The following is a 22,862-nucleotide window of genomic DNA, read 5'->3' on the forward strand; positions in this document are numbered from 1 at the left end:
CTTTCAATCCTTCTTGCCAGCGACGCTCTTGTCGAGGTTTGCCGCCACCATCGGGTGATAGGTTTCGCGCGCGGTGGCGTAGATGCGGCGGGCGATCGGCGGGCCCCAATCGCCTTCGGCCATCAGCAGGCGGTAGAGCGGATAGACGAACAGCCCGCGCCCGATGCGGTGGAGATAGCGGTCCATCGCCGGCACGGCGGGATCGTAGCGGTTGACGATCGCGAGGCGGAACCACGCCGCACCGATATAGGCGCTCGGGCTGTCTGAGAGGGTAAAGGCCTTGTCGAGCTCCGCCAGCCGCTCGGGCGTCTGCTTGCGCGGCAGGCCGTTGAGGAAGCGCAGCCATTCCTGCGTGGACCAGCCCTTCGTATCGACCGCCGTCGCAGCGCCGCCCGCGGTGAACGCCGCGAGCTTCGCGTCGACAGCGGCGAGCGTCGTCGAGCGGACGTGGACGGCATTGTCGGGCAGGCCGGTGCCGTAGACCCAGCGATCGAGCTGGAGATCCGTCTCCAGCGCGGCATCGCCCCGGATCAGGTTCGCGCGGATATCGGCGAGGAAGCCCGCGCTGGTCTGCGGCTGGAAGGCGTGGCGATCGAAATAGCCGCGCAGATAGGCGTCCCATTTCGCGCGGCCGACGCGGTATTCGATCGTGCGCAGGAAGGTCGCGCCCTTGTTGTAATCGAGCTCGCCGTGCTTGTCGCCGCCGCCGGGTTCGCCGTGCAGCCGCGTGTCGGGGCCGTCGCCGCCCGCCGCCTTGAGATCGCGCTGGAGATCGTCCCAGCTCAGATCGGCGAGCGTCGCGGCGCGTTCCTTGCCATAGACCGCCTCGTCGATGCGGTTCTCGAAATAGGTCGTGAAGCCCTCGTTGAGCCACGAATCCGACCAGGTGGCGTTGGTGACGAGATTGCCCGACCAGCTATGCGCCAGCTCGTGCGCGATGACGTCGACGTTGGACTTGTCGCCGGTCAGGATCGTCGGCGTGGCGAAGGTGAGGGTGGGGTTCTCCATGCCGCCGAACGGGAAGCTCGGCGGGAGGACCAGGATGTCGTAGCGGCCCCAGCGGTACGGGCCGTAGAGGTCGCCCGCCGCCTTCACCATCTTCTCGGTATCGTCGAGCTCGGCCGCCGCCTTCGCGAGCGTCGCGGGTTCGGCATAGACGCCGGTGGTGGGGCTGAGCGGCTTGAAGGCGATGTCGCCGATGGCGAGCGCGATCAGATAGGGCGGCACGGCATGCGGCATGGCGAAGGCAAAGCGGCGCGCGCCTTTCGCGACAGGCGCGCCTTTCGGGGTGAGGCGTTCGGCGCTCATCACCGCCGTCATGGTCGCGGGCACGGTGATCTTCGCCGACCAGCTCTGGCGGATGCCGGGGCTGTCCTGCGTGGGGATCCAGCTACGGTTGAGGTTGGGCTCGCCCTGGCTGAATAGGAAGGGCTGTTTCTTGCCAGCGGTGAGCGAGGGCGGCAGCCATTGCAGCGCGGAGGCGTTCGGGGCGGAGGTGTAGGTGACGACGACCTTGCGCGCGGTGCCGATCTGCACCGTCAGCGGCGCGCCGAGATCGGGCCTGGCAGCGCCGACCGACCATTTCAGCGCGCGGCCGGCGGCGTCGGTGATCTTCGCGATCTCCAGCCCGTCGTCGTCGAGCACGATCTCCCCCACGCCCGGCTTCGCGAGGATATCGAGCGTCGCGGTGCCGCTGAGGCGTTGTTTCGCGAAATCGGCGGTGAGATCGAGCGCGACGTGCGTGACGCGCGCCTTCTCGGGCTCGGCGAAGGACCAGACGTCCTTCGCTTCGGGCGTGGTCAGGATCGGGGCGGGCGGTGCTTTGGTCTGCGCGGCGAGCGGCGTGACGGCGAGGGCGGCGAGTGGGAGGAGATAACGCATCGCGCCTGTTACGCGATTTCGGTCCGCTCGCAAAAGGTCATGCGCCGGGCCCGCGCAGCGCGAGCCCGGCGCGCCGCCTCAATATTGCAGGAAGGTCGTGTTGTGTTCCGACCGGTTGGTATCTTCCATCATGATGCCGAGGTGACGGATCGGCCGCCAGCCGCGGTGGCCCATGTTTACGGGATCGGGATCGTAGGCATAGATTTCGTATTCGTCGCTGGTGGGCACCTCCCGGATACCGCCGATGACAAAGACATGGCCGTTGCTCACCCGTTCGCCGCGCCAGTTCGTGCCGACGCCCGTCACGTAGAGCGGCCCGCGTTGCAGCCATTCGCCGATCTTGGCGGGGCTCGGCGAGAGGATGACGTTGTCGGTCAGGCCGACCTTGCCGCATTCTTCGCGGACCAGCGCCCAGGGCAATTCCATCTGGCTCTTGTACCGGCTGCTGATGGTTGGAACGTCGGCCGGATTCGTCGGATTGCCGCCGCGCTTCTTGTTCCATTCGTACATCATCAGCAGGCTGGCGTACCAGCAACCGTCCTTGTAGGTCTGCGGGATCAGCGGGATCCCCGCTACCATGACATTCAACCCCATTTGTCGCTCCCCCCTGGGCCGAAAACAGAACAGCAGCCGAATGGCTGCTGTGACCGGATTTGGTGCGACTCTTCTTTTTTAATTGCGGTTTGAGTATCGGGCGCGGCCGCGACTGTAAACGCGGAAACGTCATGGGCGGGTTTACCCAAGTTAAGCTGGCCTACACTTTCACTTCGCGTTCGATCCCGATCGCTTCCAGGAAGCGGCGGTCGTGGCTGACCACCAGTAACGCGCCGTCGTAGCGAGTCAGCGCGGCCTCCAATACTTCGATCGAGGCGATGTCGAGGTGGTTGGTCGGCTCGTCGAGCAGCAGCAAGCGCGCGGGCTGCGGGCCGCCGAGCACGCAGGCGAGACCGGCGCGCAGGCGCTCGCCGCCCGAGAGCGTGGCGACGATGCGATCCGCATCGCGATTGCGGAAGGCGAAGCGCGCGAGGGCGGCGTGGGCCGCGTTCGCATCGAGGCCCGGATGCAGCCGGCGGAAAGTGTCGAGGATCGTCGCGGCGGGATCTAGCAGGCCGACATGCTGGTCGAGCATCGCGAGGCGCCCCTCGGCGCGGCGCACGGAGCCCGACGAGGGCGCAAGGGTGCCGAGCGCGAGGCGGAGCAACGTGGATTTTCCCGCGCCGTTCGGCCCGGTGATCGCGATACGCTCGGGGCCGCGGATCGACAGGCTCCACGGCCCGAGGATGCGGTCGCCGAGGGCAAGCGTCGCGGCGTCCATCGCCAGCAGTTCGCTGTTCGCGGGCAGTCCGGTCGGCATCAGGTCGATGGTGAGCGGGGTGACGATTTCCACCTCCGCGCGGGCGGCGGCGAGGCGGTCGCCTGCGGCCTCGGCCTGCCGCTCGGCGAGGCGATCGTCGCGCCCGGCGGTGTTTTCGGCACGCTCGGCCTGACGGCCCAGCAGGATTTTCGGCGCGCTGCCGCTGGCGGCGTAGGCGCGGCCCGCCTTGTCGCGGCGTGCCTTGGCCTCGCGCCGGTCCTGCGCGGCGCGGTCTGCGGTTTTCGCGGCGCGCGCGGCGGCATCACGTTCGGCCTCGGCGCGGGCGCGTTCGGCATCGCGCTCGGCGGCGAAGGCGGACCAGCCGCCGCCGACCTGGCGCACGCCGATGGCGCGCAGTTCGACGATGCGGTCGACGCCTTCCAGCAGGGTACGATCATGGCTGACGACGATCGCCGCGCCGCGCCAGCGCGCAAGCATGGCCGCCACCGCCGTGCGCCCGGCGGCGTCGAGATTGTTGGTGGGCTCATCGAGCAGGATCAAATCGGGGGCTTCGATCAGCAGCCGCGCGAGGCCGACGCGGGTACGCTCGCCGCCAGAGAGCGTGGCGATGCGGCGGTCGAGATCGAGCGCGGCGAGGCCGGTTTCCGCCAGTGCTTCGGCGACACGTGCCTCCAGCGTCCAGTCGGCGGCGGCGAAATCGGCCTCGCTGCCTTCGCCCGCCTCAATGCGCGCAGTGGCGGCGCGCACCGCTTGGATGCCGAGGGCCTCGGCGATGGACAATATCTCGGGCCAGTCCTGCGCGAGCGTGCCGATGCGGCCGGTGCGGGCGACATGGCCGGTCGCCGGGGCTGCGACACCCGCGACGATAGCGAGCAGGCTCGACTTGCCGCTGCCGTTGCGGCCGACCACGCCGATGCGGTCGCGCGCGCCGACAGACAGCGTCAGCCCTGAGAAAAGTGTGCGCCCATCAGGGGTTGCGGCGGAGAGATCGGTGAGGGTGAGAAGCGCGGACATGGGGCACTCGCGATGCGGGGAACGGGAAAGCGGCGTTCGTCCGATCGTTCATGTTGGCCTCCATTGGTTGCGCCGAAGATATGCGGCGGCCGGGCGGGGCGTGCAAGGGTTACGGGGCCGGTACTTCGCGCCATTCGCCCGGCGGCAGATCGTCGAGAGCCCAGTCGCCGATCCGCCAGCGCACCAGCCGCAGGGTGGGGTGGCCGATCGCGGCGGTCATGCGGCGCACCTGCCGGTTGCGCCCCTCGCGGATCGTCAGTTTCAGCCAGCAATCGGGCACGCTCTTGCGGAAGCGGACGGGCGGATCGCGCGGCCAGAGCTGCGGGTCTGCGATGCGCTCGACCTCGGCCGGGCGCGTCGGGCCGTCATTGAGCGTGACGCCCTTCCGCAGCCGGTCGAGGCTTTCCACCTGCGGATCGCCCTCGACCTGCACGAGATACGTCTTGGGCAGTTTGAAGCGCGGATCGGCGATGCGCGCCTGCAGGCGGCCGTCGTCGGTCAGCAGGAGCAGCCCCTCGCTGTCGCGGTCGAGCCGGCCGGCGGGGTAGACCCCCGGCACCGCGATGAAATCCGCCAGCGTCGCGCGCGGCGATCCGCCGTCGGTGAACTGGCAGAGCACGTCATAGGGTTTGTTGAACAGGATCAGGCGCATCGCTACGCCGCGATCGCCTCCAGCGATTCGCTGATCTCGAACCATACCGCCTCGGCCGTCTCCAGCTTTTTCGCCACTTGCGCCTGTTCCCGCGCGATCTGCGCCGGGTTCATCCGCGCGAGCCACGGTTCGGCCGCAGACGGATCGGCGATGGCGCGGTCGATCGCGTCGCGCTGGCGGGTGAGCTTGGCAACCAGCGCCTCGGCCTCGTGCGCGCGTTTGCGCAGGGCGTCGCTCTGGGCGCGGGCCTCGGCATCGGCGCTCTTTTCCTTGGCGACGGCCTTGGCCTTGGCGGCGGTTTCCTTGTCGTCGCCGGCGAGCACGAAGGCGATATAATCCTCCATGCTGCCGTTATATTCCTTCGCGGTGCCGCCATCGACCAGCACCAGCCGGTCGGCGGTGAGCTCGATCATGTGGCGGTCGTGGCTGACGATCACCACGGCGCCCTCATAGGCGTTGAGCGCCTGCACCAGCGCCTCGCGCGCATCGACGTCGAGGTGGTTGGTCGGCTCGTCGAGGATCAGCATGTGCGGAGCTTCGCGCGTGATGAGCGCGAGCGCGAGGCGCGCGCGCTCGCCGCCCGAGAGCTTGCCGACCTTGGTCGTCGCCTTGTCGCCCGCGAAGCCGAAGCGGCCGAGCTGCCCGCGCACGGCGGCGGGCGTCTTGCCGGGCATCACGCGCATCATCGTCTCGACGGGCGTGTCGTCGCCGTCGAGCTCCTCGACCTGATACTGGGTGAAATAGCCGACGCGCATCTTTCCCGACGCGGTCATGCCGCCGTCCATCGGCGCGAGCTGCGCCGCGAGCAGGCGCGCAAGCGTGGTCTTGCCGTTGCCGTTGCGCCCCAGCAGCGCCATCCGGTCGTCGGGATCGAGCCGCAGGTTGAGGCGCTGGAGGATCGGTTTTTCGCCGTAGCCGACCGTCGCCATATCGAGCGTGATGAGCGGCGGCTTGAGTTCGTCCGGGCTGGGGAATTCGAACGAGAGTGTCGGATCTTCGGACATCGCCGCGATCGGCTGCATCTTCGCCAGCATCTTCTGGCGCGACTGGGCCTGTTTCGCGGTGGAGGCGCGGGCGGAATTCTTGGCGATATATTCCTGCAGCTTGGCGCGCTGGGCGTCCTGCGACGCCTTGGCGGCGGCGAGCTGTGCGGCACGTTCGGCCCGCTGACGTTCGAAGCTGTCGTAATTGCCGGTGTACATCGCTACGCGCCCGCCCTCGACGTGGAGGATCGTGTCGACGACGTTGTTGAGCAGATCGCGCTCGTGGCTGATGACGACCATCATATTGGGATAGGACTTCAGGAAATTCTCGAGCCACAGCGTCGCTTCGAGATCGAGGTGGTTCGAAGGCTCGTCGAGCAGCAGCAGATCGGGCTCGGAGAACAGCAAAGCGGCGAGCGCAACGCGCATCTTCCAGCCGCCCGAATAGCTGTCGAGCGGGCGGTTCTGCATGTCCTCGTCGAAGCCGAGGCCGACGAGGATGCCCGAGGCGCGGGCCGGCGCGGTATAGGCGTCGATCGCGCCGAGCCGCTCGTAAATCTCGCCGAGCCGGTCGGCATCCTCGCACGTCTCGGATTCGGTGAGCAACGCCGCGCGCTCGACGTCCGCCGCCAGCACGGTCTCGATCGGCGTGGCGGTGCCGTGCGGGGCCTCCTGCTGGAGGTAGCCGATGCGCGTCTTGCGCGGCATTTCGATCTCGCCGTTGTCGGGATCGAGCGCGCCGATCATCACCTTCATCAGCGTCGACTTGCCCGCGCCGTTGCGGCCGATCAGGCCGACACGGCTCTTCGCCGGCAAGGTCGCCGAGGCGTTGTCGAGGATCGTGCGCCCGCCGAGGCGCACCGTGATGCCATTGATGTTGAGCATGATGCGGGCGCGCTTATCATGCGGTGCAGCATTCGTCACCTCCGCTCGAAAAACAGCGGAACAAATCGCGACTCGCGCTCGTTGAATCGTTGCCTGTCGGCGACGAGCCGAATTGTCCCCGGCGGCAGAAAGGGGAGCATTCATGAACGCGTCCATTCATTTCAGGGCGGATCACGAACTGGTCGCTCGCGTGATTGCGGAGAAGCTGCGGCGGCGCACAGACCGTGCGCGTATCGAGGACGGTTTCCGCGTCGATCCGCCGCGTGGTGAGGGCCGCCGCGCCAACTAGCGCGGCAGCGTTATCACCGCCTCCAGCCCGCCGCCGTCGCGGTTGGCGAGGGTCACGTCGCCGCCCGCCTCGCGCACGATCGCGCGGGTGAGGGCGAGGCCGAGGCCGATGCCCCCGGTCTCCTTGTTGCGCGAGCTTTCCAGCCGGGTGAACGCCTCGAACACGTCGTTCAGCCGGTCCTCCGGAATGCCGGGGCCGCGGTCGCAGACCATGATCTGCACCTCGCGCGGTGCCTCGACCAGCTTCACCTCGACCTCGCTGCCGTATTTCAGCGCATTCTCGATCAGGTTGCGGAGAGCCCGGCGCATCAGCGAGGGGCGCAGGCGCATCCTCAGCCGCGCCGATTCCTCGCACGCGACTTCCGCGCCGAGATCGAGGAAATCGTCGACCACCGCCTCGACCAAAGCAGCCAGATCGACCTCGGTTAGCGGTTCGCTCGGCCGGCCCAAGCGCGCGAGCGAAAGGATGTCGTCGAGCGTGCGGTTCATCTCGTCGATCGTGTCGGCCATCTTGTTGCGATCGTCGTCGTCATCGACCGATTCGATGCGGACGCGCAGCGCCGCGAGCGGCGTGCGCAGGTCATGGCCGATCGCGCCGAGCATCCGGTCCTTTTCGTCGAGCATCGCCGTGACGCGCAAGGCGAGCGCGTTGAAGGCGGAGATCACGTCGCGCACGTCCTGCGGGCCGGCTTCCTCGACCGGAACGACTGCCTCGCCCGGCCGGAAGTCGCGCGTGGCGGCGGCGAGGGTACGCAGCGGTTTGGCGATGCGCCGGGCCGCCCAGGCGACGGGGATCAGCACGATCACCCACAGCACGATCGTCTGCCAGAGCAAGCGCCAGACGAGATACGCCTCCGCGCGGGGCCACGGTGCGCGCAGGACGTACCAGCCCTGACCCGGCTGCTCGACGGCGATGATCAATTCGCCCCCGCTGCGCGCCGCGCGGTCGGCGAAGCGTTGGCCCATGCGGCGAAAGCGGCGGTCGCCGGGGCCGAAATCGCGCACTTCGGTCTCGATCTTGCCCGCGTCGAGCCCGGCTTCGTGGAGTTCGCTGCGCAGGCCGGTTTCGATATCGCTGCGATGCTCGCCCGCCGGATTGACCGGGGAGGCGGGCAGCAGTTGTACGCGGCCACGCCCGTTGTCGCGGTCCGAGGGCAGGATGCGGCCGGTCTTCGCGCGTTCCACCGCATCGACGATGCGCGCGACGGCTGGGCCGGTCGCCTGATCGTAACGCGCCTGACGCCGGTCCTGTAAAAAGGTCGCGAAGTTGATCGCCTGCGCGACGAACAGCGCCAGCGCGACGAGCAGCACCATCTGCCCGGAGAGATTGCGCGGCCAGAATCTCATGCTCCCCTCCCCTTCAGGGGAGGGGCTATAAGAGAAAGGTCAGGCCTCAAAGCCGCGTCACTTCGGCCGCGAGCGTGTAGCCGCCGCCCCACACCGTCTTGATGAGTTCGGGGTTCTTGGGATCGGTCTCGATCTTGCGGCGCAGGCGGCTGACCTGGTTGTCGATCGCGCGGTCGAAGGCGGCGGCCTCGCGGCCCTGCGTGAGATCGAGCAACTGGTCGCGCGTGAGCACCTGGCGCGGGCGCGTCACCAGCGCGTGGAGGAGGTTGTATTCGCCGGTCGACAGCGGCACCGACACGCCCTCGCGGTCGACCAGCGCGCGTTCGCCCGATTTCAGCACCCAGCCGGCGAAGGCGAACGATCCGCTGGCGGGCGCATGCTGGCGCGCGCCGCCCGCCGCCGCGCGGCGCAGGATCACCTTTGCGCGCGCCGCGAGTTCGCGCGGGGAGAAGGGTTTCACGACATAATCGTCCGCGCCGATCTCGAGCCCGACGATGCGGTCGGTCTCCTCGGTCTTGGCAGTGAGCAGGATGACGGGAATCTCGCCCGTGCCGCGGATGTGGCGGCACAGGCTCAGCCCATCCTCGCCGGGCATCATGATGTCGAGGATGACGAGATCGATCGCATAGGCCGCCAGCCGCATCCGCGCGCCCTCGGCATCGCCCGCCTGCGTCACACGGAAGCCCTGCTTGGTCAGGAACTGCGCGAGCGGTTCGCGAATCGAGCGCTCGTCGTCGACCAGCAGGATGTGCGGAGTGTCGCCCATGGTTTCTTGGCTTAGCATGGCAGCGCCAATCGCAGAAAGTGGCGGGAAAAATGCCGGGCGGGCGAGAGGGGGGGTGCCCGCCCGGCGACCGGACCAGAGGGGATTACTGGCCGGCGTCCTGTTGCGGCGCTGCGGGAGCGCCGGGAACTGGTGGTGGCGGCGGAGGCGCAATGTCGCCCCGGCCGTGCATCTTCATGCGCCCCCGTAGCGCATCCATCTCCGCCTTGTCGATGTAGCCGTCATGGTTCGTGTCCAGCTTATTGAACCGTTTGTCGGCATTTGCGCGCATTTCGTCGCGGCTGATACGATTGTCGCCGTTCGTGTCGAGCTTTGCGAGGAAATTGCCGTGATGACCGCGATGGCCGCCTATGTCTCCCGGCGGGGGCGGCGGCGGGCCGTCCTCACCGGGGCCGCCGCCCGCGCCGCGACCGCCACGACCACCGAAGTGACCGCGCATCGCCTGCATCTCGGTGTCGGAGAGCTTGCCGTCATGATTGGTGTCCAGCTTGTCGAAGCGATCGTTCGAGAGCTTCAGAAAGGCGGCTTTCGTCACCGTGCCGTCGGGGCCGGCGGCGGCGGAGAGCATGCGGCCTCCACGGCCCTGCATCTCGTCGGCGGAAATCTTCCCGTCCCTGTTGACGTCGAGAGCGGCGAAGCGCGCCTCGGCGCGAGCGGTGAACTCGGCGCGCGAGATGAAGCCGTCGCCGTCCGTATCGCCACGCGCCGCGTTGCCGGCATATTGCGCCAGCAGCGCGGTGCCGGTCAGCCCGGAGACGGCGGCGCCGGCGAGCGCGGCGGCGAGCAGAATTTTCCTCATTGCATCAACATCCTCGTGGAAACACCCGGCCTTTTCCGGGATCGTCCACGCTGAAGTAGAAGGTAGCTGTCGCCGGGCTTTGTCAGCAATCCGCGAAAGTGTCGCAACTTGTCGCAGGCCGGTTCAATTCTCCCCCGCAAGGGGGAGGATTATCGGTTACGCCGCCGTCTTGCTCGTCTGCCCGAACAGGATCTTGCGTTCCTCGTCGGTCATCGGCGGGCGCACCGCCTGGATCTCGGAGCCCTTGGCGTAGGCGATGATCGTCGCCGGGCGCGCCTTGATCTTCTCGAACCAGCGCTTCACGTTGGGGAAATCGTCGAGATTCTGGCCCTGGTTCTCATGCGGCACGATCCACGGATAGGCGGCCATGTCGGCGATCGAATAGTCGCCCGTCAGGAAGGCGCGGTCCTCGAGCTGCTTGTCGAGTACGCCGTACAAGCGGTTGGTTTCGTTGACGTAGCGTTTGATGGCGTAGTCGATCTTCTCTGGCGCATAGTGGCTGAAGTGATGGTTCTGCCCGGCCATCGGCCCGAGCCCGCCCATCTGCCACATCAGCCACTGGATCGTCGCAGTGCGCCCGCGCAGGTCGCGCGGCAGGAACTTCCCGTGCTTCTCGGCGAGGTAAAGCAGGATCGCGCCCGATTCGAACACCGAAACGGGATCGCCGCGATCGACCGGGTTGTGATCGACGATGGCGGGCATCCGGTTGTTCGGCGCGATGGCGAGGAAATCGGGCTTGAACTGATCGCCCGCGCCGATGTTGACCGGCTTGATCTCGTAATCGACCCCGGCCTCTTCCAGAAACAGCGTGATCTTGTGGCCGTTCGGCGTGGGCCAGTAGAAGAGGTCGATCATCTCATGCGCTCCGTAGGTTCCGGTCGCGTCACAGATGGGGCGGGGGCTCGCCTCCGGCAACCGTCGCGCGGGCGCGCAGCGGACGGATCACGCCGACAAAGACTATTCCCAGCGAGAGCAACGCTATCGCCGCCGACAGCAGGAAGGCCGCGCCGGGCACGCCGTGCTCGGTGCCGCTGGCGAGCACCTGCGTCATCATCAGCGGGCCGATGACGGCGGCGGCGCTGCCCACGCTCGACATGCCGCCCTGCAGCGATCCCTGGTTGGACGCATCGACCATCCGCGACAGCACCGCATTGAGCGAGGGGAAAACGACGCCCATCATCGTCCCGACCGCGAGCAGCGGAAAGACCATCCACGGCGCGGTGATGAAATTGAAGGCGATGAACACCGCCGTCGCCGCCACCATGCCGATCACGAGTGTGCGCTCCTCGCCGAAGCGCGCGATCAGGCGGCCGGTCAGCAATGTCTGCGTGAGTGCCATCATCACGCCCGTCGCCGCCAGCGACCAGCCGACCTCGCGCGCGCTCCAGCCCCAGCGCGCCTCGCACCAGAAGGCCCAGGTCGAGGGATAGACCATCTGGCAGATCTGCCAGAAGAAAGCCGTGACGATCAGCGGCAGCGCACCGCCGGCGTTGAACAGCGGGATGAACGCACCGAAGGCATTGGCGCGCTTCCACTCGAAATCGCGCTGGTCCTCGGGTTTCAACGTCTCGGGCATGACGAAGCCGATCCAGATGGCGTTGATCAGCGCGAGGCCGCCCGCGACGAGGAACGGCGCGCGCGGGCCGAACACCGACAGCAGCCCGCCGATCGCGGGGCCGATGATGAAGCCGACGCCGAACGCCGCGCCCATCAGCCCGAAGGCGGCACCGCGCTTCTCCGGCGGGGTCACGTCGGCGATGACGGCGTTGGCGGGCCCGTAGACCGCGCCCGCCACTCCGGCGATCACGCGCCCGAGGAACAGCCAGCCGATCGTCGGCGCGAACGCCATCAGCGCATAATCGATGGCGAAGGCGAGCATCGCCAGCAGCAGCACCGGCCGCCGCCCGAAATGATCGCCGAGGCTGCCGATAACCGGCCCGGCGAAGAATTGCGCGACCGAGAAGGCGATCAGCAAGGCGCCGCCGGTGCGCGCGGCATCGGCCAGCGTGTTGTGCGCGAGGTGCATGATCAGCGAGGGCAGCACCGGCAGGACGATGCCGAACCCGATCGTGTCGATCAGCACGGCCGACAACACGATCGGCACCGCACGATGTTCGAACCGCATTACCCGCCGCTCCCCTTACAGCGGGGCCGCGCTATCACGCGCGGCGCGCTTAGAACAGCAGCTTGACGCCGACCAGCACGAGCGTGATCGCAAGCATCGTGCGCAGCGCGACATCGGGCACGCGCGCCGACAGCAGGCTGCCGGCGATGATGCCGGGGATCGACCCGATCAGCAGCGAGGCGAGCAGGCCGAGATCGACCGCGCCGAGGAACCAGTGCCCCATGCCCGCGATCAGCGTCAGCGGGACGGCATGGGCGATGTCCGATCCCACCAGCCGGTTGGTCGGCAGGCGCGGGTAGAGCGCGAGCAGCGCCGTCATCCCGATCGCGCCTGCGCCGACCGAAGTGAGCGAGACAAGGATGCCGAGCACCGCGCCGAGCACGACGGTGAGGGCGGCGATGCGGCGGTTCGGCAGATCGTCCGTCGCCCCCGAGAGGCGCGCGAGGATGACGCCGCGGAACAGCATCGCGATCGCGGTCAAAATCAGCGTGACACCGAGGATGATGGTAATGGCGTGCGTCGTGCCCTCGTAATGCTTGCCGGCGTAGTTGAGCGCGATCAGCGTCAGGATCGTCGCGGGCACGCTGCCGGTGGCGAGGCGGCGCACCACCGCCCAATCGACGGTACGGTTGAAGCCGTGGACGCCCGTGCCGACCGCCTTCGTCGCCGAGGCGTAGAGCAGATCGGTGCCCACCGCCGTGACGGGGTGGAAGCCGAAGGCGAGTACCAGCAGCGGTGTCATCAGCGATCCCCCGCCGACGCCCGTCAGCCCAACCAGAATTCCGACCGCGAGCCCGGCGAGCGAATAGAGCGGGTTGATGGCGGAGAAGATCATGCAGATTCCGGCGAGAGGCAGTCACGCCCCATGCACCGCCGCAAGGGGTGGGGACAACAAACGGAAGCTTGGGGGCTGCAATGATGCGGTATGGCGCGGCTCAGCTCGCGGGCCCGCTAGCGACGCGCCGCAGCGCCTGGTCGAAGCCGGTGCAGAAGTCGAAGATATCCGCGGACGCATTCGCGCTCGCCAGCTTGTTGCAGCGCAGGCTGTAGGCGACGGCAGCCGCCCGGCCGGAGCGTCGCACCAACTGTTCGAAATGCTGTTCGCCAAGCAGGATCTGCTCGCTCGATCGCGACGGGACGGCAGGCTTCGTCATGGCTGCAATACGCTCAAGCTCGGAGGCGATCGCGGTCGGGGTGGCGGCCGGCGCGGCGTCCACGAGGTCGGCCGACGCGCGTGCCGGGCGAAGCGGCGGGGCGGGGCGTTGGCTGGCGATGCTCTGCTGGCTGTCGTCGAACCATTGGATGGCGAACACGGTCGCACCTGCGGTCAGGAGCAGCGCGGCGGTGAACGCTATGTCCGCGACCCGGCGTCGCAGGCTGCGGCGTGGCGGCGCTGCGGCGGTGCCGCTGAGCGCGGCGGGCGCGGCGTCGGTGCGGAGCTCGATCAGCGCGATGCCGGCGGGCCCCGAGCGAGAGGAGCGGCCGCGATCGAAGGCGGCACGGCGCGCGGGGTCTCCGAGGATGGCATAGGCCTGGTTGATCTCGGTCGCGCGCTGATACGATGCCGGATCGTCGGTGAGATCGGGGTGATGTTTCGCGATGAGCGCCTTCCACGCCGCGCGGATCACGACGCCGTCGGCGTCCTGCGCCAGTCCCAGCACGGCATAGGGGTTCATCACGGACGCGATTCTTAGTCGATTGTCGGCCGTGCGCAACGGGCGAGACGGCGGCGGTGCGCTTCGATTCGGGAAGGGACGGTCACCCTAAGATTGCACTGGTGGCATGCAGTCCGGGAAGGTGGCGGATGGTGCGTCGATGCGTGTGCGGGTGAGTGATGCGTGTGACGCGAGAAAGCGCACGGCCATTCTGACACGCTGCGGCCGAGTAGGACAGACTTGGACAAGGCGTCCGACCGCGGAGGCTCTTTCCGGCGCACCGCGGCGAAGCCGCGTCGTCGGATGGCGGGTCGAGCGCCGTCAGACGGTCGCGGATGGCGCGCGCTTGGCGGGGACAATCGCTCGCCACCGCGCCGCACACGAAAAAGGCCAGCCCGGCAATGCCGCGCTGGCCTTCTCGAAACATTGCCTTGAAATCGACCGCAGGCCGACATCAAGCCCGTGAGATCACGGGCTCGGCGGGTTGTTGGTCGCCTGGTAGATGCCGAGGCCGGCAGCACCCAGTGCGAGAGCGCCGAGAACGTAAGTACCGGCACCGGCACCACCTTCGCCGCCGGCGGCAGCTTCGTCTTCAGGAGCGGCGACCGCGAGCGACTTCGGCGTCGCGCAAGCCTTGCTGGCGCCGACGCTGACGACCGATACCGGGCTCAGCGAGACGTTGCAGCCCGACAGGGCAGCGCGGGCGCGGGCACCGTTGCGCGTGATCAGCTTGTCGCCGGTGTACAGCGCGCTGCCAGCCTTGACCGGGAGCATCTTGCCATCGCGCGAGACGAAGGTTCCCGCGCTGGCAGCAGTCACGCTACCGACGGGTTGGGCCGAGCCAGCGAACGCCGGGACGGACAAGCTCGCCACCAAAAGGGCTGCAATTCCACGGGAAACCGACAATTTATGTCTCCTTCAAACCAACCAAGGAACCACTGGAACCTTCGTTCAGGACTACTGTACGCTTGAAACTCTGATATGGGATAGCCGTTCCGCTGTCTATCCCAAAAGCGACCGAAAATCTTCAATTCGTTCGGTGTTGCCGCCTCGACACACTTGTAACGAGCGCCGCTTAAACAAAAGTTAAATTTTCGCAGGCGCACAATCGCACAATAGATCGATTGTTAAGCGATGTATTCGACAAGAAAGACTGCGATTTTCTCGACAAGAGTTCTTGTTATTGTAGGCAGTCTCGCCACGAGACACTATGTAGTGCTGCGATCAAAGCCCGGATAAGGTTTTGACCTCATTTGCGCGACGTGATGAAACTTCGCTCCGTTCCCTCGATCCGTACGGCGGTAAGCGTACCCGATGCGTACGCCCCCGTATCGACACCGATACGATAGTCGCGCTCGTCCGGGGTGCGCGTGATCGAGTGGCCATGTACTACGCGGTATGGCAGCCTTGCCGGGCTGTTGAGAAAATCGTCGCGAATCCAATGCAGATCGGCGATCGTCTGGTCTTTCAGCGCCACGCCTGGACGCACGCCGGCGTGGACGAACAGATAATCGCCGAGCTTGAAACTGTCCGCGAAGCTCCCGACGAACTCCAGATGCGCCGGGGGAATCGCGGCACGCAGCGCGCGGATTGCCGACTTCGAAGGCATCGCCAGCAGGTCTTTGGGATCGAGACCGTAGCTCGCCACGCACGCATCTCCGCCGTAAGCGAGCCAGTCGCGCAGTTGCTCGTCCTCGCCGCCGGCGATGCGCAACAGCATCTCCTCGTGATTGCCGGCGATGAAGACCGGATTGGGCAGGGTTTCGCGCGCCCGCAGCAGATAGTCGATCACGCCGGCCGAGTCAGGGCCGCGATCGATCAGATCGCCGAGCAGAATGACGAACTCGCGCCCGATCGGTGCCGCGCGGCTGTCCGCCTCGATCTGGCCGAGCAGATCGGCGAGTTGATCGAGGCAGCCGTGGACGTCGCCGATCGCATAGGCCCGCGTGTCGGGAGGCAGGCTGAAGGCCGGTGTCGGCTGGTTACGCTTCAAGAACTGGAACAGCGCCATGTAATCTTGCCCTGATCAGGGCAGGCGGCGACCGCGCCGTCGCCGCATGCCCGCCTGTGCCGCCGCCCTCACGAGGCGCGGCTATCCGGCCTCGCAACTTGCTTGGCCTTTGCACATGCGGCATAGACTTTTCTGAGGGGCAGGCAACAAACTTGCGTTTCCTACAGACTGAAAATCCCGATGTCCGCCGCGATCCCTTCGCTGTTTTTCTGTGAATAATGCTGCGACTGCGGCCAAGGGTTCCCGATGATCGACGACGTCCAGGTACAGCGCGACTATTACGCCCGCACCGCGCAGGATTACGATGCGTTGCACGTCACCGATGACGACGAGCATAGCGTGGCGCTCGCGGCCTTCTGCGGATTGGCGGGATCGCGCGAGCCGGCCAGCATCCTCGATATCGGCGCAGGGACGGGGCGCGCGATCCAGCGGCTGCAGGGGCGTTGGCCGAATTGCCGCAGCTATTCGATCTTCGACAATCTCGACCAGATCCGCGCGAAGTTTTCGCGCGTGTTCGTGATGAACACGCATGATCTGGCGGGAACCGATCCGCGCTTCGGCAGCGCGCATGCGATGATCTTCGCGCTGAAGGCCTAGCCTAGAGCATCGTCAGCAGCTCCGCCGCGCGGTGATCCCAGGTGCGGGCGCGGGCGAAGGCGATCATGTCGGCGGCGGGCGGCGCGGGATACGCGACGAGGTGGGCCAGCACGCGCGCCATCTCCGCCGGATCGTCGGCGATGCGGATCATCTCGGGATAGAGCATCGCCTCGGGCACCGAGGTGCTGGCGAAGGGGCGGCCGGCGGCGATCGCGTCCATGATCTTGGTCGGGCAGGAGGCGCGGTTGAAACCGTGGGCGGTATCGTACGGCATCCAGTTGACCGCCGAGCGCCAGTAGAACGGCGCGACCTCCGCCTGCGGCACCGCGCCGAGATGGTGGACGTTGGGCAGCGCAAGCGCCGCGTCGCGTGCCTGCTTCCAGTCGGGCGGCTGCTGGTCGCCGACGCCGTCCGCCAGCCAGGTGAGCGAGCCGACGATGTTGAAGGTGAGTGCGGGTGCCGCTTCCGCCACCGCGCGCACGAACGGCCAGTCGACGCGATCGGTAAGATTGCCGACATAGCCGATCGTGCCGGGCTCGGGCGGCGCTTCCGGGGCGGGGTTGAGGAAGGCGCGCTCCACGCCGAGCGGGAAATGCAGGATGTCGGCCGCGCGCGAAGGATTGCGGCGGCGCAGGACATCGGCCTGATAGGTCGACAGGCAGATCGTGCGGCGCGCGCGCGCCACCAGCCGATCCTCCTGCGCGTGCGTCTGCGCGGTGCGATCGAGCGCGTAGAAGGCGTATTCGTCGAGGCTGTAGTAGATCAGCCGATCGTCGGGCACGTTCGCGAGCCAGGGCTCGAGATAGGGATAGGGCGCGATCACGAACGGCTCCTCGCCGCCGCTCGCACGCCGCAGCCGCGTGCGCTCGGCATCGATCATCGCGCGCAGCGCCGGCGCGAACATGGTCTGGAAGCGCCCGGCATAGCCCGGCGGCATCACCCGCAGTACGCGGCGCAGGCTGGTGCTGGCACCTTCCGGCCAGCGCGGCCGCTCGCGGCGCCAGGTCAGAAAGTCGTAGAACCGCATCGCCGTCGCCGGCCGCGATACCGACAGCGCATCGCCGAGCGCGAAGACCCAGGGCGTGTTCGCGCTGAGCAGGAGGAAACCGGCGGGCATCAGAGCAAATCCGCCATATAGCCGCGCAGCGTCTCCGCCGCGCGTGACCAAGTGAAATGCTGTGCGCGGGCGTGTCCTCGCGCGATCAGTGCGGTGCGTGCGCCCGCGTCGTGGAGGAGATGATCGATCGTATCGATATGCGCGTCGCGGTCGTGCGGATCGACCAGCAAGGCGGCACCCCCCGCGACTTCGGGAATGGAGGACGTATCCGTCGAGACGACGGCGGTGCCGCACGCCATCGATTCGAGGATCGGTATGCCGAAGCCTTCATAGAGCGACGGCACCCAGGTGAGTTGCGCTGCGCCGTAGAGCGAGCGCAACACCGCATCACTGACGAAGCCGGTGAGCAGGATGCCGTCGCCCATCGCCTTCGCCCGCGCGGCATAGGCCGGGTCGCAATGGCTGCCGATGACCAGCATCAGATCGGGATGGCGCTCGCGCAGCACCGGCCACGCCGCCAGCACGAGATCGGCATTCTTACGATACGCCAGCCCGCGCGGCAGCAGAATAAAGCGCTTGTCCGCGAGCCCGAGCGCCGCCAGCCCCGCTTCGCCCTCGGGCGTCGGCGGGGCGAAAAAGACGTCGGTCACGCCGTTATGAACGACGCGGAGCCGGTCGCGCATCGCCGGGAAGAAGTGCGCGAGACGATCGGCGGAGAATTGCGAGACGGTGTGGAACATGTCGGCGCGACGCGCGAGCTTGCCATGCATCAGTCGCCATTTCAGGCTCTGGCGCCAGCGGGCGAAATTGCGGGCGAGCGCGTCCTCCTCAAAGAAGGCGGCGTCGTGCAACGTCACGACGGATTTCGCGCGTTTCGTCGGCACGTAGGATTCCATGGTGCAATAGACGAGCTCGGCCTCCGGCCACCAGCTTTCGGCCTTGGGGCGGTCGGTGAGCAGCCAGCGCGCCTGCTGTTTCGAGGTGTCGAGCGTGAAGTCGTGATAGGTGAAGCCGTCCCACGGTGCGCCGACGAGTGGCACGATCCGCTCGCGATCGGTGCGGTCGCACAGGATCTGGAGATTGTCCTCGCCGAGCGCGTGCAGCGCCTCGACGATGTTGCGCGCCACACGCCCCGCGCCGGTCGATCCGTAGATGTTGCGCAGATGCACGTAAGCGAGGAGGTTCATCGCGGAATCGCGACCCAGTTTTCGAGCATGAAGCCGGATGCGACGTCCGCTGGGGTCGCGGCATAAAGGCGATTGCGTTCGGCAATGCGGAACAGATCGTAGCCCGCGTCGGCGAGCGTCTGCGCCGGTCCGGCGGCGGGGAAGCCGACACGCTCGGTCAGGATCGGGCACACTTCGAAATAGATCAGCGCGGGACGAATGTCTTCCAGCACGCGCCTGGCACCGCCGAACACCAAGGTCTCGAAGCCCTCGACATCGACCTTGAGCAGCCCGATCGAAGCGATGCCTTGCGCGGCGACGAAGCTGTCGAGCGCGACCGCGGGCACTTGGGTGCTGAACTTGCTGTCGGGCGTGGCGATGCTCGTCGTGCCGCGATTGATCGGATCGTTGTCGAACAGGACGGTGCCGTCCTCACGCGATACCGCCAGTTGATGACAGCGGACGTTGGCCGCCTTGTTGCGCGCGACGTTATCCGTCAGCGCGTGGAAGGTCGTGGGGTTGGGCTCGAACGCATGGATCGCCCGGTCGGGAAAGCGGCGCGCTAGCACCAGGCTGACGAGGCCGACATTGGCGCCGATATCGATGATCGGCCCGGTGCCGAAATCGGTCGTCTCCAGGAACGCGCGCTCGTCTTCGTTGATGAAGCGCGGCACCGAATGATATTCGGAGAAATTGCTGAAACCGGCGATTTCGATCCCGCCGAGCATCTTGCGCGTCGGCTTGCCCCCGGTCGCGGCCTTGCTGGCGAGCCAACCGGCATATTCCACGGCGAGACCGGGCTGGCGCAGCAGCGTGGCGGCGTGGCGGAAGACGGCGCTCATCGGCGAAGCGCTTCGGACCAGGCGGCGTGGGCGTGAGCCATCGTGAATTCCTCTTCGTAGCGCGCGCGGATGCGTGCGGCGTCGATGCGACCCTCTTGCAGCGCCGATATCGCCGCGTCGATCGCATCGGCGATGGCGGTGACGTCCTGATCGGCGACCATCACCCCGGCCTCCTCATGCCCCGTGTAGATATCGGGAATGCCGCCGACGGGCGAGGTGATGACGAAGCGCCCGGCCTGCAGCAATTCCATCAGCGAGAAGCACGGCCCGCCTTCCCAGCGCGAGGTGTAGAGGAAGAGGTGCCGCGCGGCGACGATGTCGGCAAGGTCGCGGCGGTGGTCGTAGCCGCCGTGCAGCGTGACGAAGCCCGACAGCAGCTTCTCGTCGATCATCGCCTGCAGCCGTTCCAGGTCGCCGCCGTCGCCGTGGATGTCGAGCAGCACGTCGCTGCGGCGCTTCGTCACCAGCTCGAACGCATCGAGGATCACGTCGAGGTTCTTCTGCGCGATATCGACCCGGCCGAGAAAGCCGATCCGCCACGGCGGCCCCGGCGGCAGCGGCAGCGGCGCATCGAGGATCGGCAGATTGTGATAGCGCACCACGGAAACCGGCCCTTCGTAGCCGTAGATCTCGCGGAATTCTGGCACGTTGCAATGCGCGACGGAGATGACGCGGTCGGTCTCTGCCACCGCCGTATTGAACTTGCGGCCGAGCCGGCCCGGCGGGGGCGGCAGGAAGCGCGGGGCGAACATCCAGCTCGCGGCGATCTTCGCCTTGCGGCGGTGTACCGCGCGGACGAGCGGAAGGTAGATTTCCGGCAAGGGCTGGCGCACGCAGAACACCCAGTCGTCCGCCTTCAGCCGCCGCGCGAGCCGCCATACCAGCAGGCGCTTGCGGACGTGCCAGCGGTCGCCCGGCACATGGGGCTGGCGATCGACCTCGACGCCTAGGGCCTCCAACTCGGCGAGCAGGGGGCAGGGGGCGTTTTCGCTCACGACGATGCGGAACGGCACGTGCTCCGCCAGCAGGTGCGTGGCGAGCGCGTGCAGATAGGTCTCGATCCCGCCGGACCGGCCCAGGATATCGGCGAAGAGGTGGATCACACGCGGTTAGCCGCGCGCCACTTCGCTTGCCCAGGGATCGGGGAACAGGCCCTCGTCGACCAGCGCGTCCTTGAAGGCGGCGGCCTGCGCGTGGCCCCAGGCGGGCGAGTGGATGCCGAGCTGCGATCCCGCGACGACGGCGACGGGAATGGTCGCCGAAAGCTCGTGCAGATATTCCGGCACGCCGTTGTGGCCGCTGAATTTTCCCCAATTGCCGTAGTCATGCCAGACGAGGTAGCCGCCAGGCTTGACCAGCGGGAGCAGGATCTCGGAATCGCGCTTCACCGCCGCATAGCTGTGATCGGCGTCGAGGAAGATCAGGTCGTAGCTGCCCGGCGCATCGCCGGCGAAGGCCTCGGTCGTGACCTCGCACACGCGGCGCGTGATCATCGCCGCTTCGGGAAGGGTGCGATACGCCTCGCCGTGCTGCGGCTCGCGATCTACAGTGGTCAGATGCGCGCCCGTCGGTGCGTGGCGCGCCATCATCAGCGCGGTGAAGCCGCGGTAGCTGCCGACCTCCATCATCGTCATCGGCTTCGCGCAGGCGACGAGTTTCATCAGCATCATCACGTCGGCGAGCGGTGCCGACCATTGGCCGAGCGGAACCTGATTGATCGTGACGGGCGTCTCGTCGAAATGCGGAAACAGCCGGCTGAGGTCGAGAATCGGCAGTTTCAGGCGCGCCTTGTCGATCGCTGAAAGAGCGATGTCGATGCGCGGCCGCTTTTGTATCAGGCGTTCGAACATCCCGGTCCCCATCCTTGAAATCACAGCGCCTCTAGCATCGCGCCGCGCCGCAGCGCGAGTGAAAACGAAACAGTGTTAAGTGGGTGGACTTTACGCAGGCCTCGTCGTTAAACCCAATTCGGGTTAACTGGAGCGTCCCATAGAGTGGATGCCCGACCGCATGGCCCGGGAGAGGCCGCGGAAAAACTACGACCGGTCGCGTTCGGTGAAGTGCCTGGGAGGGCCAGATGGACCTTGATCACCTGCGCCATGGCGGTCACGCCGTCGAGGCGACATGAGCGACGGCGTACAGCAGAAACTGCGCGTGGCAATTCTGTTCGACAATTTCGGGCCTTATCATATCGCGCGGCTGGCGGCGGCGGCGCAGACCGTCGATGTGATCGCGATCGAAGTGGCGGCGCGATCCTACGAATATGCATGGGAGCCCGCCGAGACGGAGGCATTCCGGCGCGTCACCTTGTTCCCCGCTGGTGTGTCGGAGGAGCGGAGCAACCGCGAGATGGCGCAGGCGGTGATCGCGGCGCTCGACGGTGCCCGCCCGCAGGTGCTGGCCGTGCCGGGCTGGTCGGACCGGGCCGGGCTGGTCGCGCTCGGCTGGGCGCGGCGCAACAAGGTGCCGGCGATCGTGATGAGCGCGAGCAACCTGATCGACCGGCGGCGGCACTTCGTCACCGAATTCGTCAAGCGCAGGATCGTCAGCCTGTTTTCGGCCGGGATCGTCGGCGGCACGCTCGGCGCAGACTATCTTTCCGCACTCGGGATGCCGCGGGACCGGATCGCGAGCGGTTACGACGTCGTCGACAACGATCATTTCGAGCAGGGATCGAAAGCCGCGTTGGCCGATCCCGTCCTGCGCGCGGGGCTCGGCCTGCCGGAGCGCTATTTCCTGTGTTCGGCGCGGTTCGTGAAGAAGAAGAACCTGCCGGGGCTGATCGACGCCTACGCGCAATATCGCGCGGGCGTTGGTGCCTCTGCCTGGTCGCTGGTGGTCATCGGCGACGGGCCGCTGCGTCCTGAACTCGAGGAGCGGATTTCGGCGCTCGGGCTCGACCGGCACGTGCTGTTGCCGGGGTTTATCCAATATGGCGACCTGCCGAAATATTACGGGCTGGCGAGCGCCTTCATCCTGCCCAGCGCGATCGAGCAATGGGGACTCGTGGTCAACGAGGCGATGGCCTCCGGGCTGCCCGTCATCGTCTCCGCACGGTGCGGCTGCGCGCCCGATCTCATCGTGGAGGGGGCAAACGGCTTCAAGGTCGATCCGGCCGACCGCGCCATGCTGGCATCGCGGATGGCGAGCATCGCCACCGGCGAGACGGCACAAAGCATGGGCGTGGAGAGCCGTGCCATCATAGCACGCTGGACGCCCCAGCTGTTCGCGGACGAGTTGCGCCGGCTGGCAGAGATCGCGTATAGCCGCCCTCGCCGAAGGGGATCGGTACTGGGGACGTTTTTTGTAAGCCTGTGGCCCACCGTGGGACGGGCGATATCGCGCCGATGACTGCCGTGATCCAGGGGGGCCGGATCACGATTGTTCACCGCGTACGATATGCGAAGCGATACAGTGCAAGTTACCCGAAACGACGTGTTGCGTTTGGTGTGTTTTGGGGG

Annotated in this window: 22 protein-coding genes; 3 read left to right on the forward strand and 19 right to left on the reverse strand. The window is 67.2% G+C overall.

The features are described from left to right. Window positions 1–3: 3 nt before the first annotated feature. From Q5H94_RS01045 to Q5H94_RS01065, 5 genes are all read right to left on the reverse strand, one after another. Window positions 4–1,881 carry a M1 family metallopeptidase gene (locus Q5H94_RS01045; protein ID WP_304559224.1) on the reverse strand — a complete coding sequence of 626 codons (1,878 nt, stop codon included), beginning with the start codon at window positions 1,879–1,881 and terminating at the stop codon, window positions 4–6. A gap of 78 nt (window positions 1,882–1,959) precedes the next feature. Further along, window positions 1,960–2,475 (reverse strand): papain-like cysteine protease family protein, encoded by a 516-nt coding sequence (locus Q5H94_RS01050; RefSeq protein ID WP_304559226.1) that lies wholly within the window; start codon window positions 2,473–2,475, stop codon window positions 1,960–1,962. A gap of 160 nt (window positions 2,476–2,635) precedes the next feature. After that, window positions 2,636–4,210 carry an ABC-F family ATP-binding cassette domain-containing protein gene (locus Q5H94_RS01055; protein ID WP_304559228.1) on the reverse strand — a complete coding sequence of 525 codons (1,575 nt, stop codon included), beginning with the start codon at window positions 4,208–4,210 and terminating at the stop codon, window positions 2,636–2,638. 109 nt (window positions 4,211–4,319) lie between these two features. Then, window positions 4,320–4,862, reverse strand: coding sequence for a pseudouridine synthase (locus Q5H94_RS01060; protein WP_304559230.1), 543 nt, complete (start codon window positions 4,860–4,862; stop codon window positions 4,320–4,322). 2 nt (window positions 4,863–4,864) lie between these two features. Continuing rightward, window positions 4,865–6,730: an ABC-F family ATP-binding cassette domain-containing protein gene (locus Q5H94_RS01065; RefSeq protein ID WP_304559232.1), complete on the reverse strand. Its 1,866-nt coding sequence runs from the start codon at window positions 6,728–6,730 to the stop codon at window positions 4,865–4,867. A 142-nt stretch (window positions 6,731–6,872) separates the two neighbouring features. Between Q5H94_RS01065 and Q5H94_RS01070 the strand changes: the two genes are divergently transcribed. Then, a complete protein-coding gene (locus Q5H94_RS01070; protein ID WP_304559234.1) occupies window positions 6,873–7,019 on the forward strand; it encodes a hypothetical protein in 147 nt (48 codons plus the stop codon). On the opposite strand, the gene Q5H94_RS01075 is transcribed toward Q5H94_RS01070, so the two are convergent. The 9 genes from Q5H94_RS01075 to Q5H94_RS01115 form a co-directional block, all read right to left on the reverse strand. Beyond that, window positions 7,016–8,365: a sensor histidine kinase gene (locus Q5H94_RS01075; protein WP_304559236.1), complete on the reverse strand. Its 1,350-nt coding sequence runs from the start codon at window positions 8,363–8,365 to the stop codon at window positions 7,016–7,018. The two genes, Q5H94_RS01070 and Q5H94_RS01075, sit on opposite strands and share 4 nt — an antisense overlap. Window positions 8,366–8,411: 46 nt before the next feature. Continuing rightward, the gene (locus Q5H94_RS01080; RefSeq protein ID WP_304559238.1) at window positions 8,412–9,131 is read right to left on the reverse strand and encodes a response regulator; all 720 of its coding nucleotides are present in this window, start codon (window positions 9,129–9,131) and stop codon (window positions 8,412–8,414) included. Between the two features lie 103 nt (window positions 9,132–9,234). Then, on the reverse strand, window positions 9,235–9,948 hold the full coding sequence (locus Q5H94_RS01085) for an EF-hand domain-containing protein (RefSeq protein WP_304559240.1): 714 nt from the start codon (window positions 9,946–9,948) through the stop codon (window positions 9,235–9,237). Between the two features lie 156 nt (window positions 9,949–10,104). Further along, window positions 10,105–10,803 (reverse strand): glutathione binding-like protein, encoded by a 699-nt coding sequence (locus tag Q5H94_RS01090; protein WP_304559244.1) that lies wholly within the window; start codon window positions 10,801–10,803, stop codon window positions 10,105–10,107. 28 nt (window positions 10,804–10,831) lie between these two features. After that, window positions 10,832–12,073 (reverse strand): TCR/Tet family MFS transporter, encoded by a 1,242-nt coding sequence (locus Q5H94_RS01095; RefSeq protein WP_304559246.1) that lies wholly within the window; start codon window positions 12,071–12,073, stop codon window positions 10,832–10,834. Window positions 12,074–12,122: 49 nt separating this feature from the next. Continuing rightward, window positions 12,123–12,908 (reverse strand): sulfite exporter TauE/SafE family protein, encoded by a 786-nt coding sequence (locus Q5H94_RS01100; RefSeq protein ID WP_304559248.1) that lies wholly within the window; start codon window positions 12,906–12,908, stop codon window positions 12,123–12,125. Window positions 12,909–13,008: 100 nt separating this feature from the next. Then, a complete protein-coding gene (locus Q5H94_RS01105; protein WP_304559250.1) occupies window positions 13,009–13,749 on the reverse strand; it encodes a J domain-containing protein in 741 nt (246 codons plus the stop codon). Between the two features lie 447 nt (window positions 13,750–14,196). Beyond that, window positions 14,197–14,547 carry a hypothetical protein gene (locus Q5H94_RS01110; RefSeq protein ID WP_304559252.1) on the reverse strand — a complete coding sequence of 117 codons (351 nt, stop codon included), beginning with the start codon at window positions 14,545–14,547 and terminating at the stop codon, window positions 14,197–14,199. Between the two features lie 430 nt (window positions 14,548–14,977). Next, window positions 14,978–15,739, reverse strand: coding sequence for a metallophosphoesterase family protein (locus Q5H94_RS01115; RefSeq protein ID WP_304559254.1), 762 nt, complete (start codon window positions 15,737–15,739; stop codon window positions 14,978–14,980). A 246-nt stretch (window positions 15,740–15,985) separates the two neighbouring features. Between Q5H94_RS01115 and Q5H94_RS01120 the strand changes: the two genes are divergently transcribed. Continuing rightward, complete coding sequence (locus tag Q5H94_RS01120; RefSeq protein WP_304559256.1) at window positions 15,986–16,336, forward strand: class I SAM-dependent methyltransferase; 351 nt, start codon at window positions 15,986–15,988, stop codon at window positions 16,334–16,336. A 1-nt stretch (window position 16,337) separates the two neighbouring features. Here Q5H94_RS01120 and Q5H94_RS01125 read toward each other — a convergent pair whose 3' ends face one another. Genes Q5H94_RS01125 through Q5H94_RS01145 form a run of 5 tightly spaced genes read right to left on the reverse strand, consistent with a single transcriptional unit; the run spans window position 16,338 to window position 21,251 of the window. Further along, window positions 16,338–17,453, reverse strand: coding sequence for a glycosyltransferase family protein (locus Q5H94_RS01125; RefSeq protein WP_304559258.1), 1,116 nt, complete (start codon window positions 17,451–17,453; stop codon window positions 16,338–16,340). Then, window positions 17,453–18,580: a glycosyltransferase family 4 protein gene (locus Q5H94_RS01130; RefSeq protein WP_304559259.1), complete on the reverse strand. Its 1,128-nt coding sequence runs from the start codon at window positions 18,578–18,580 to the stop codon at window positions 17,453–17,455. Before Q5H94_RS01130 ends, Q5H94_RS01125 begins: the two co-directional genes overlap by 1 nt. Next, window positions 18,577–19,401, reverse strand: coding sequence for an FkbM family methyltransferase (locus Q5H94_RS01135; RefSeq protein WP_304559260.1), 825 nt, complete (start codon window positions 19,399–19,401; stop codon window positions 18,577–18,579). Before Q5H94_RS01135 ends, Q5H94_RS01130 begins: the two co-directional genes overlap by 4 nt. Beyond that, window positions 19,398–20,504: a glycosyltransferase gene (locus tag Q5H94_RS01140; RefSeq protein WP_304559262.1), complete on the reverse strand. Its 1,107-nt coding sequence runs from the start codon at window positions 20,502–20,504 to the stop codon at window positions 19,398–19,400. The genes Q5H94_RS01135 and Q5H94_RS01140 overlap by 4 nt, the downstream gene beginning before the upstream one ends. Before the next feature lie 6 nt (window positions 20,505–20,510). Continuing rightward, complete coding sequence (locus tag Q5H94_RS01145; protein WP_304559264.1) at window positions 20,511–21,251, reverse strand: class I SAM-dependent methyltransferase; 741 nt, start codon at window positions 21,249–21,251, stop codon at window positions 20,511–20,513. Window positions 21,252–21,525: 274 nt separating this feature from the next. Between Q5H94_RS01145 and Q5H94_RS01150 the strand changes: the two genes are divergently transcribed. After that, window positions 21,526–22,752, forward strand: coding sequence for a glycosyltransferase (locus Q5H94_RS01150; protein ID WP_304559266.1), 1,227 nt, complete (start codon window positions 21,526–21,528; stop codon window positions 22,750–22,752). Window positions 22,753–22,862: the final 110 nt, after the last annotated feature.

It is taken from the genome of Sphingomonas immobilis, from assembly GCF_030580995.1.
GTDB lineage: Bacteria > Pseudomonadota > Alphaproteobacteria > Sphingomonadales > Sphingomonadaceae > Sphingomonas > Sphingomonas immobilis.

Coding starts and splice junctions, on each gene's coding strand:
- Q5H94_RS01150 (WP_304559266.1), top strand. CDS start 21,526: ATGAGCGACGGCGTACAGCAGAAACTGCGCGTGGCAATTCTGTTCGAC.
- Q5H94_RS01145 (WP_304559264.1), bottom strand. CDS start 21,251: ATGTTCGAACGCCTGATACAAAAGCGGCCGCGCATCGACATCGCTCTT.
- Q5H94_RS01070 (WP_304559234.1), top strand. CDS start 6,873: ATGAACGCGTCCATTCATTTCAGGGCGGATCACGAACTGGTCGCTCGC.
- Q5H94_RS01085 (WP_304559240.1), bottom strand. CDS start 9,948: ATGAGGAAAATTCTGCTCGCCGCCGCGCTCGCCGGCGCCGCCGTCTCC.
- Q5H94_RS01100 (WP_304559248.1), bottom strand. CDS start 12,908: ATGATCTTCTCCGCCATCAACCCGCTCTATTCGCTCGCCGGGCTCGCG.
- Q5H94_RS01135 (WP_304559260.1), bottom strand. CDS start 19,401: ATGAGCGCCGTCTTCCGCCACGCCGCCACGCTGCTGCGCCAGCCCGGT.
- Q5H94_RS01075 (WP_304559236.1), bottom strand. CDS start 8,365: ATGAGATTCTGGCCGCGCAATCTCTCCGGGCAGATGGTGCTGCTCGTC.
- Q5H94_RS01105 (WP_304559250.1), bottom strand. CDS start 13,749: ATGAACCCCTATGCCGTGCTGGGACTGGCGCAGGACGCCGACGGCGTC.
- Q5H94_RS01055 (WP_304559228.1), bottom strand. CDS start 4,210: ATGTCCGCGCTTCTCACCCTCACCGATCTCTCCGCCGCAACCCCTGAT.
- Q5H94_RS01125 (WP_304559258.1), bottom strand. CDS start 17,453: ATGCCCGCCGGTTTCCTCCTGCTCAGCGCGAACACGCCCTGGGTCTTC.
- Q5H94_RS01045 (WP_304559224.1), bottom strand. CDS start 1,881: ATGCGTTATCTCCTCCCACTCGCCGCCCTCGCCGTCACGCCGCTCGCC.
- Q5H94_RS01120 (WP_304559256.1), top strand. CDS start 15,986: ATGATCGACGACGTCCAGGTACAGCGCGACTATTACGCCCGCACCGCG.
- Q5H94_RS01050 (WP_304559226.1), bottom strand. CDS start 2,475: ATGGGGTTGAATGTCATGGTAGCGGGGATCCCGCTGATCCCGCAGACC.
- Q5H94_RS01065 (WP_304559232.1), bottom strand. CDS start 6,730: ATGCTCAACATCAATGGCATCACGGTGCGCCTCGGCGGGCGCACGATC.
- Q5H94_RS01060 (WP_304559230.1), bottom strand. CDS start 4,862: ATGCGCCTGATCCTGTTCAACAAACCCTATGACGTGCTCTGCCAGTTC.
- Q5H94_RS01090 (WP_304559244.1), bottom strand. CDS start 10,803: ATGATCGACCTCTTCTACTGGCCCACGCCGAACGGCCACAAGATCACG.
- Q5H94_RS01130 (WP_304559259.1), bottom strand. CDS start 18,580: ATGAACCTCCTCGCTTACGTGCATCTGCGCAACATCTACGGATCGACC.
- Q5H94_RS01115 (WP_304559254.1), bottom strand. CDS start 15,739: ATGGCGCTGTTCCAGTTCTTGAAGCGTAACCAGCCGACACCGGCCTTC.
- Q5H94_RS01095 (WP_304559246.1), bottom strand. CDS start 12,073: ATGCGGTTCGAACATCGTGCGGTGCCGATCGTGTTGTCGGCCGTGCTG.
- Q5H94_RS01080 (WP_304559238.1), bottom strand. CDS start 9,131: ATGGGCGACACTCCGCACATCCTGCTGGTCGACGACGAGCGCTCGATT.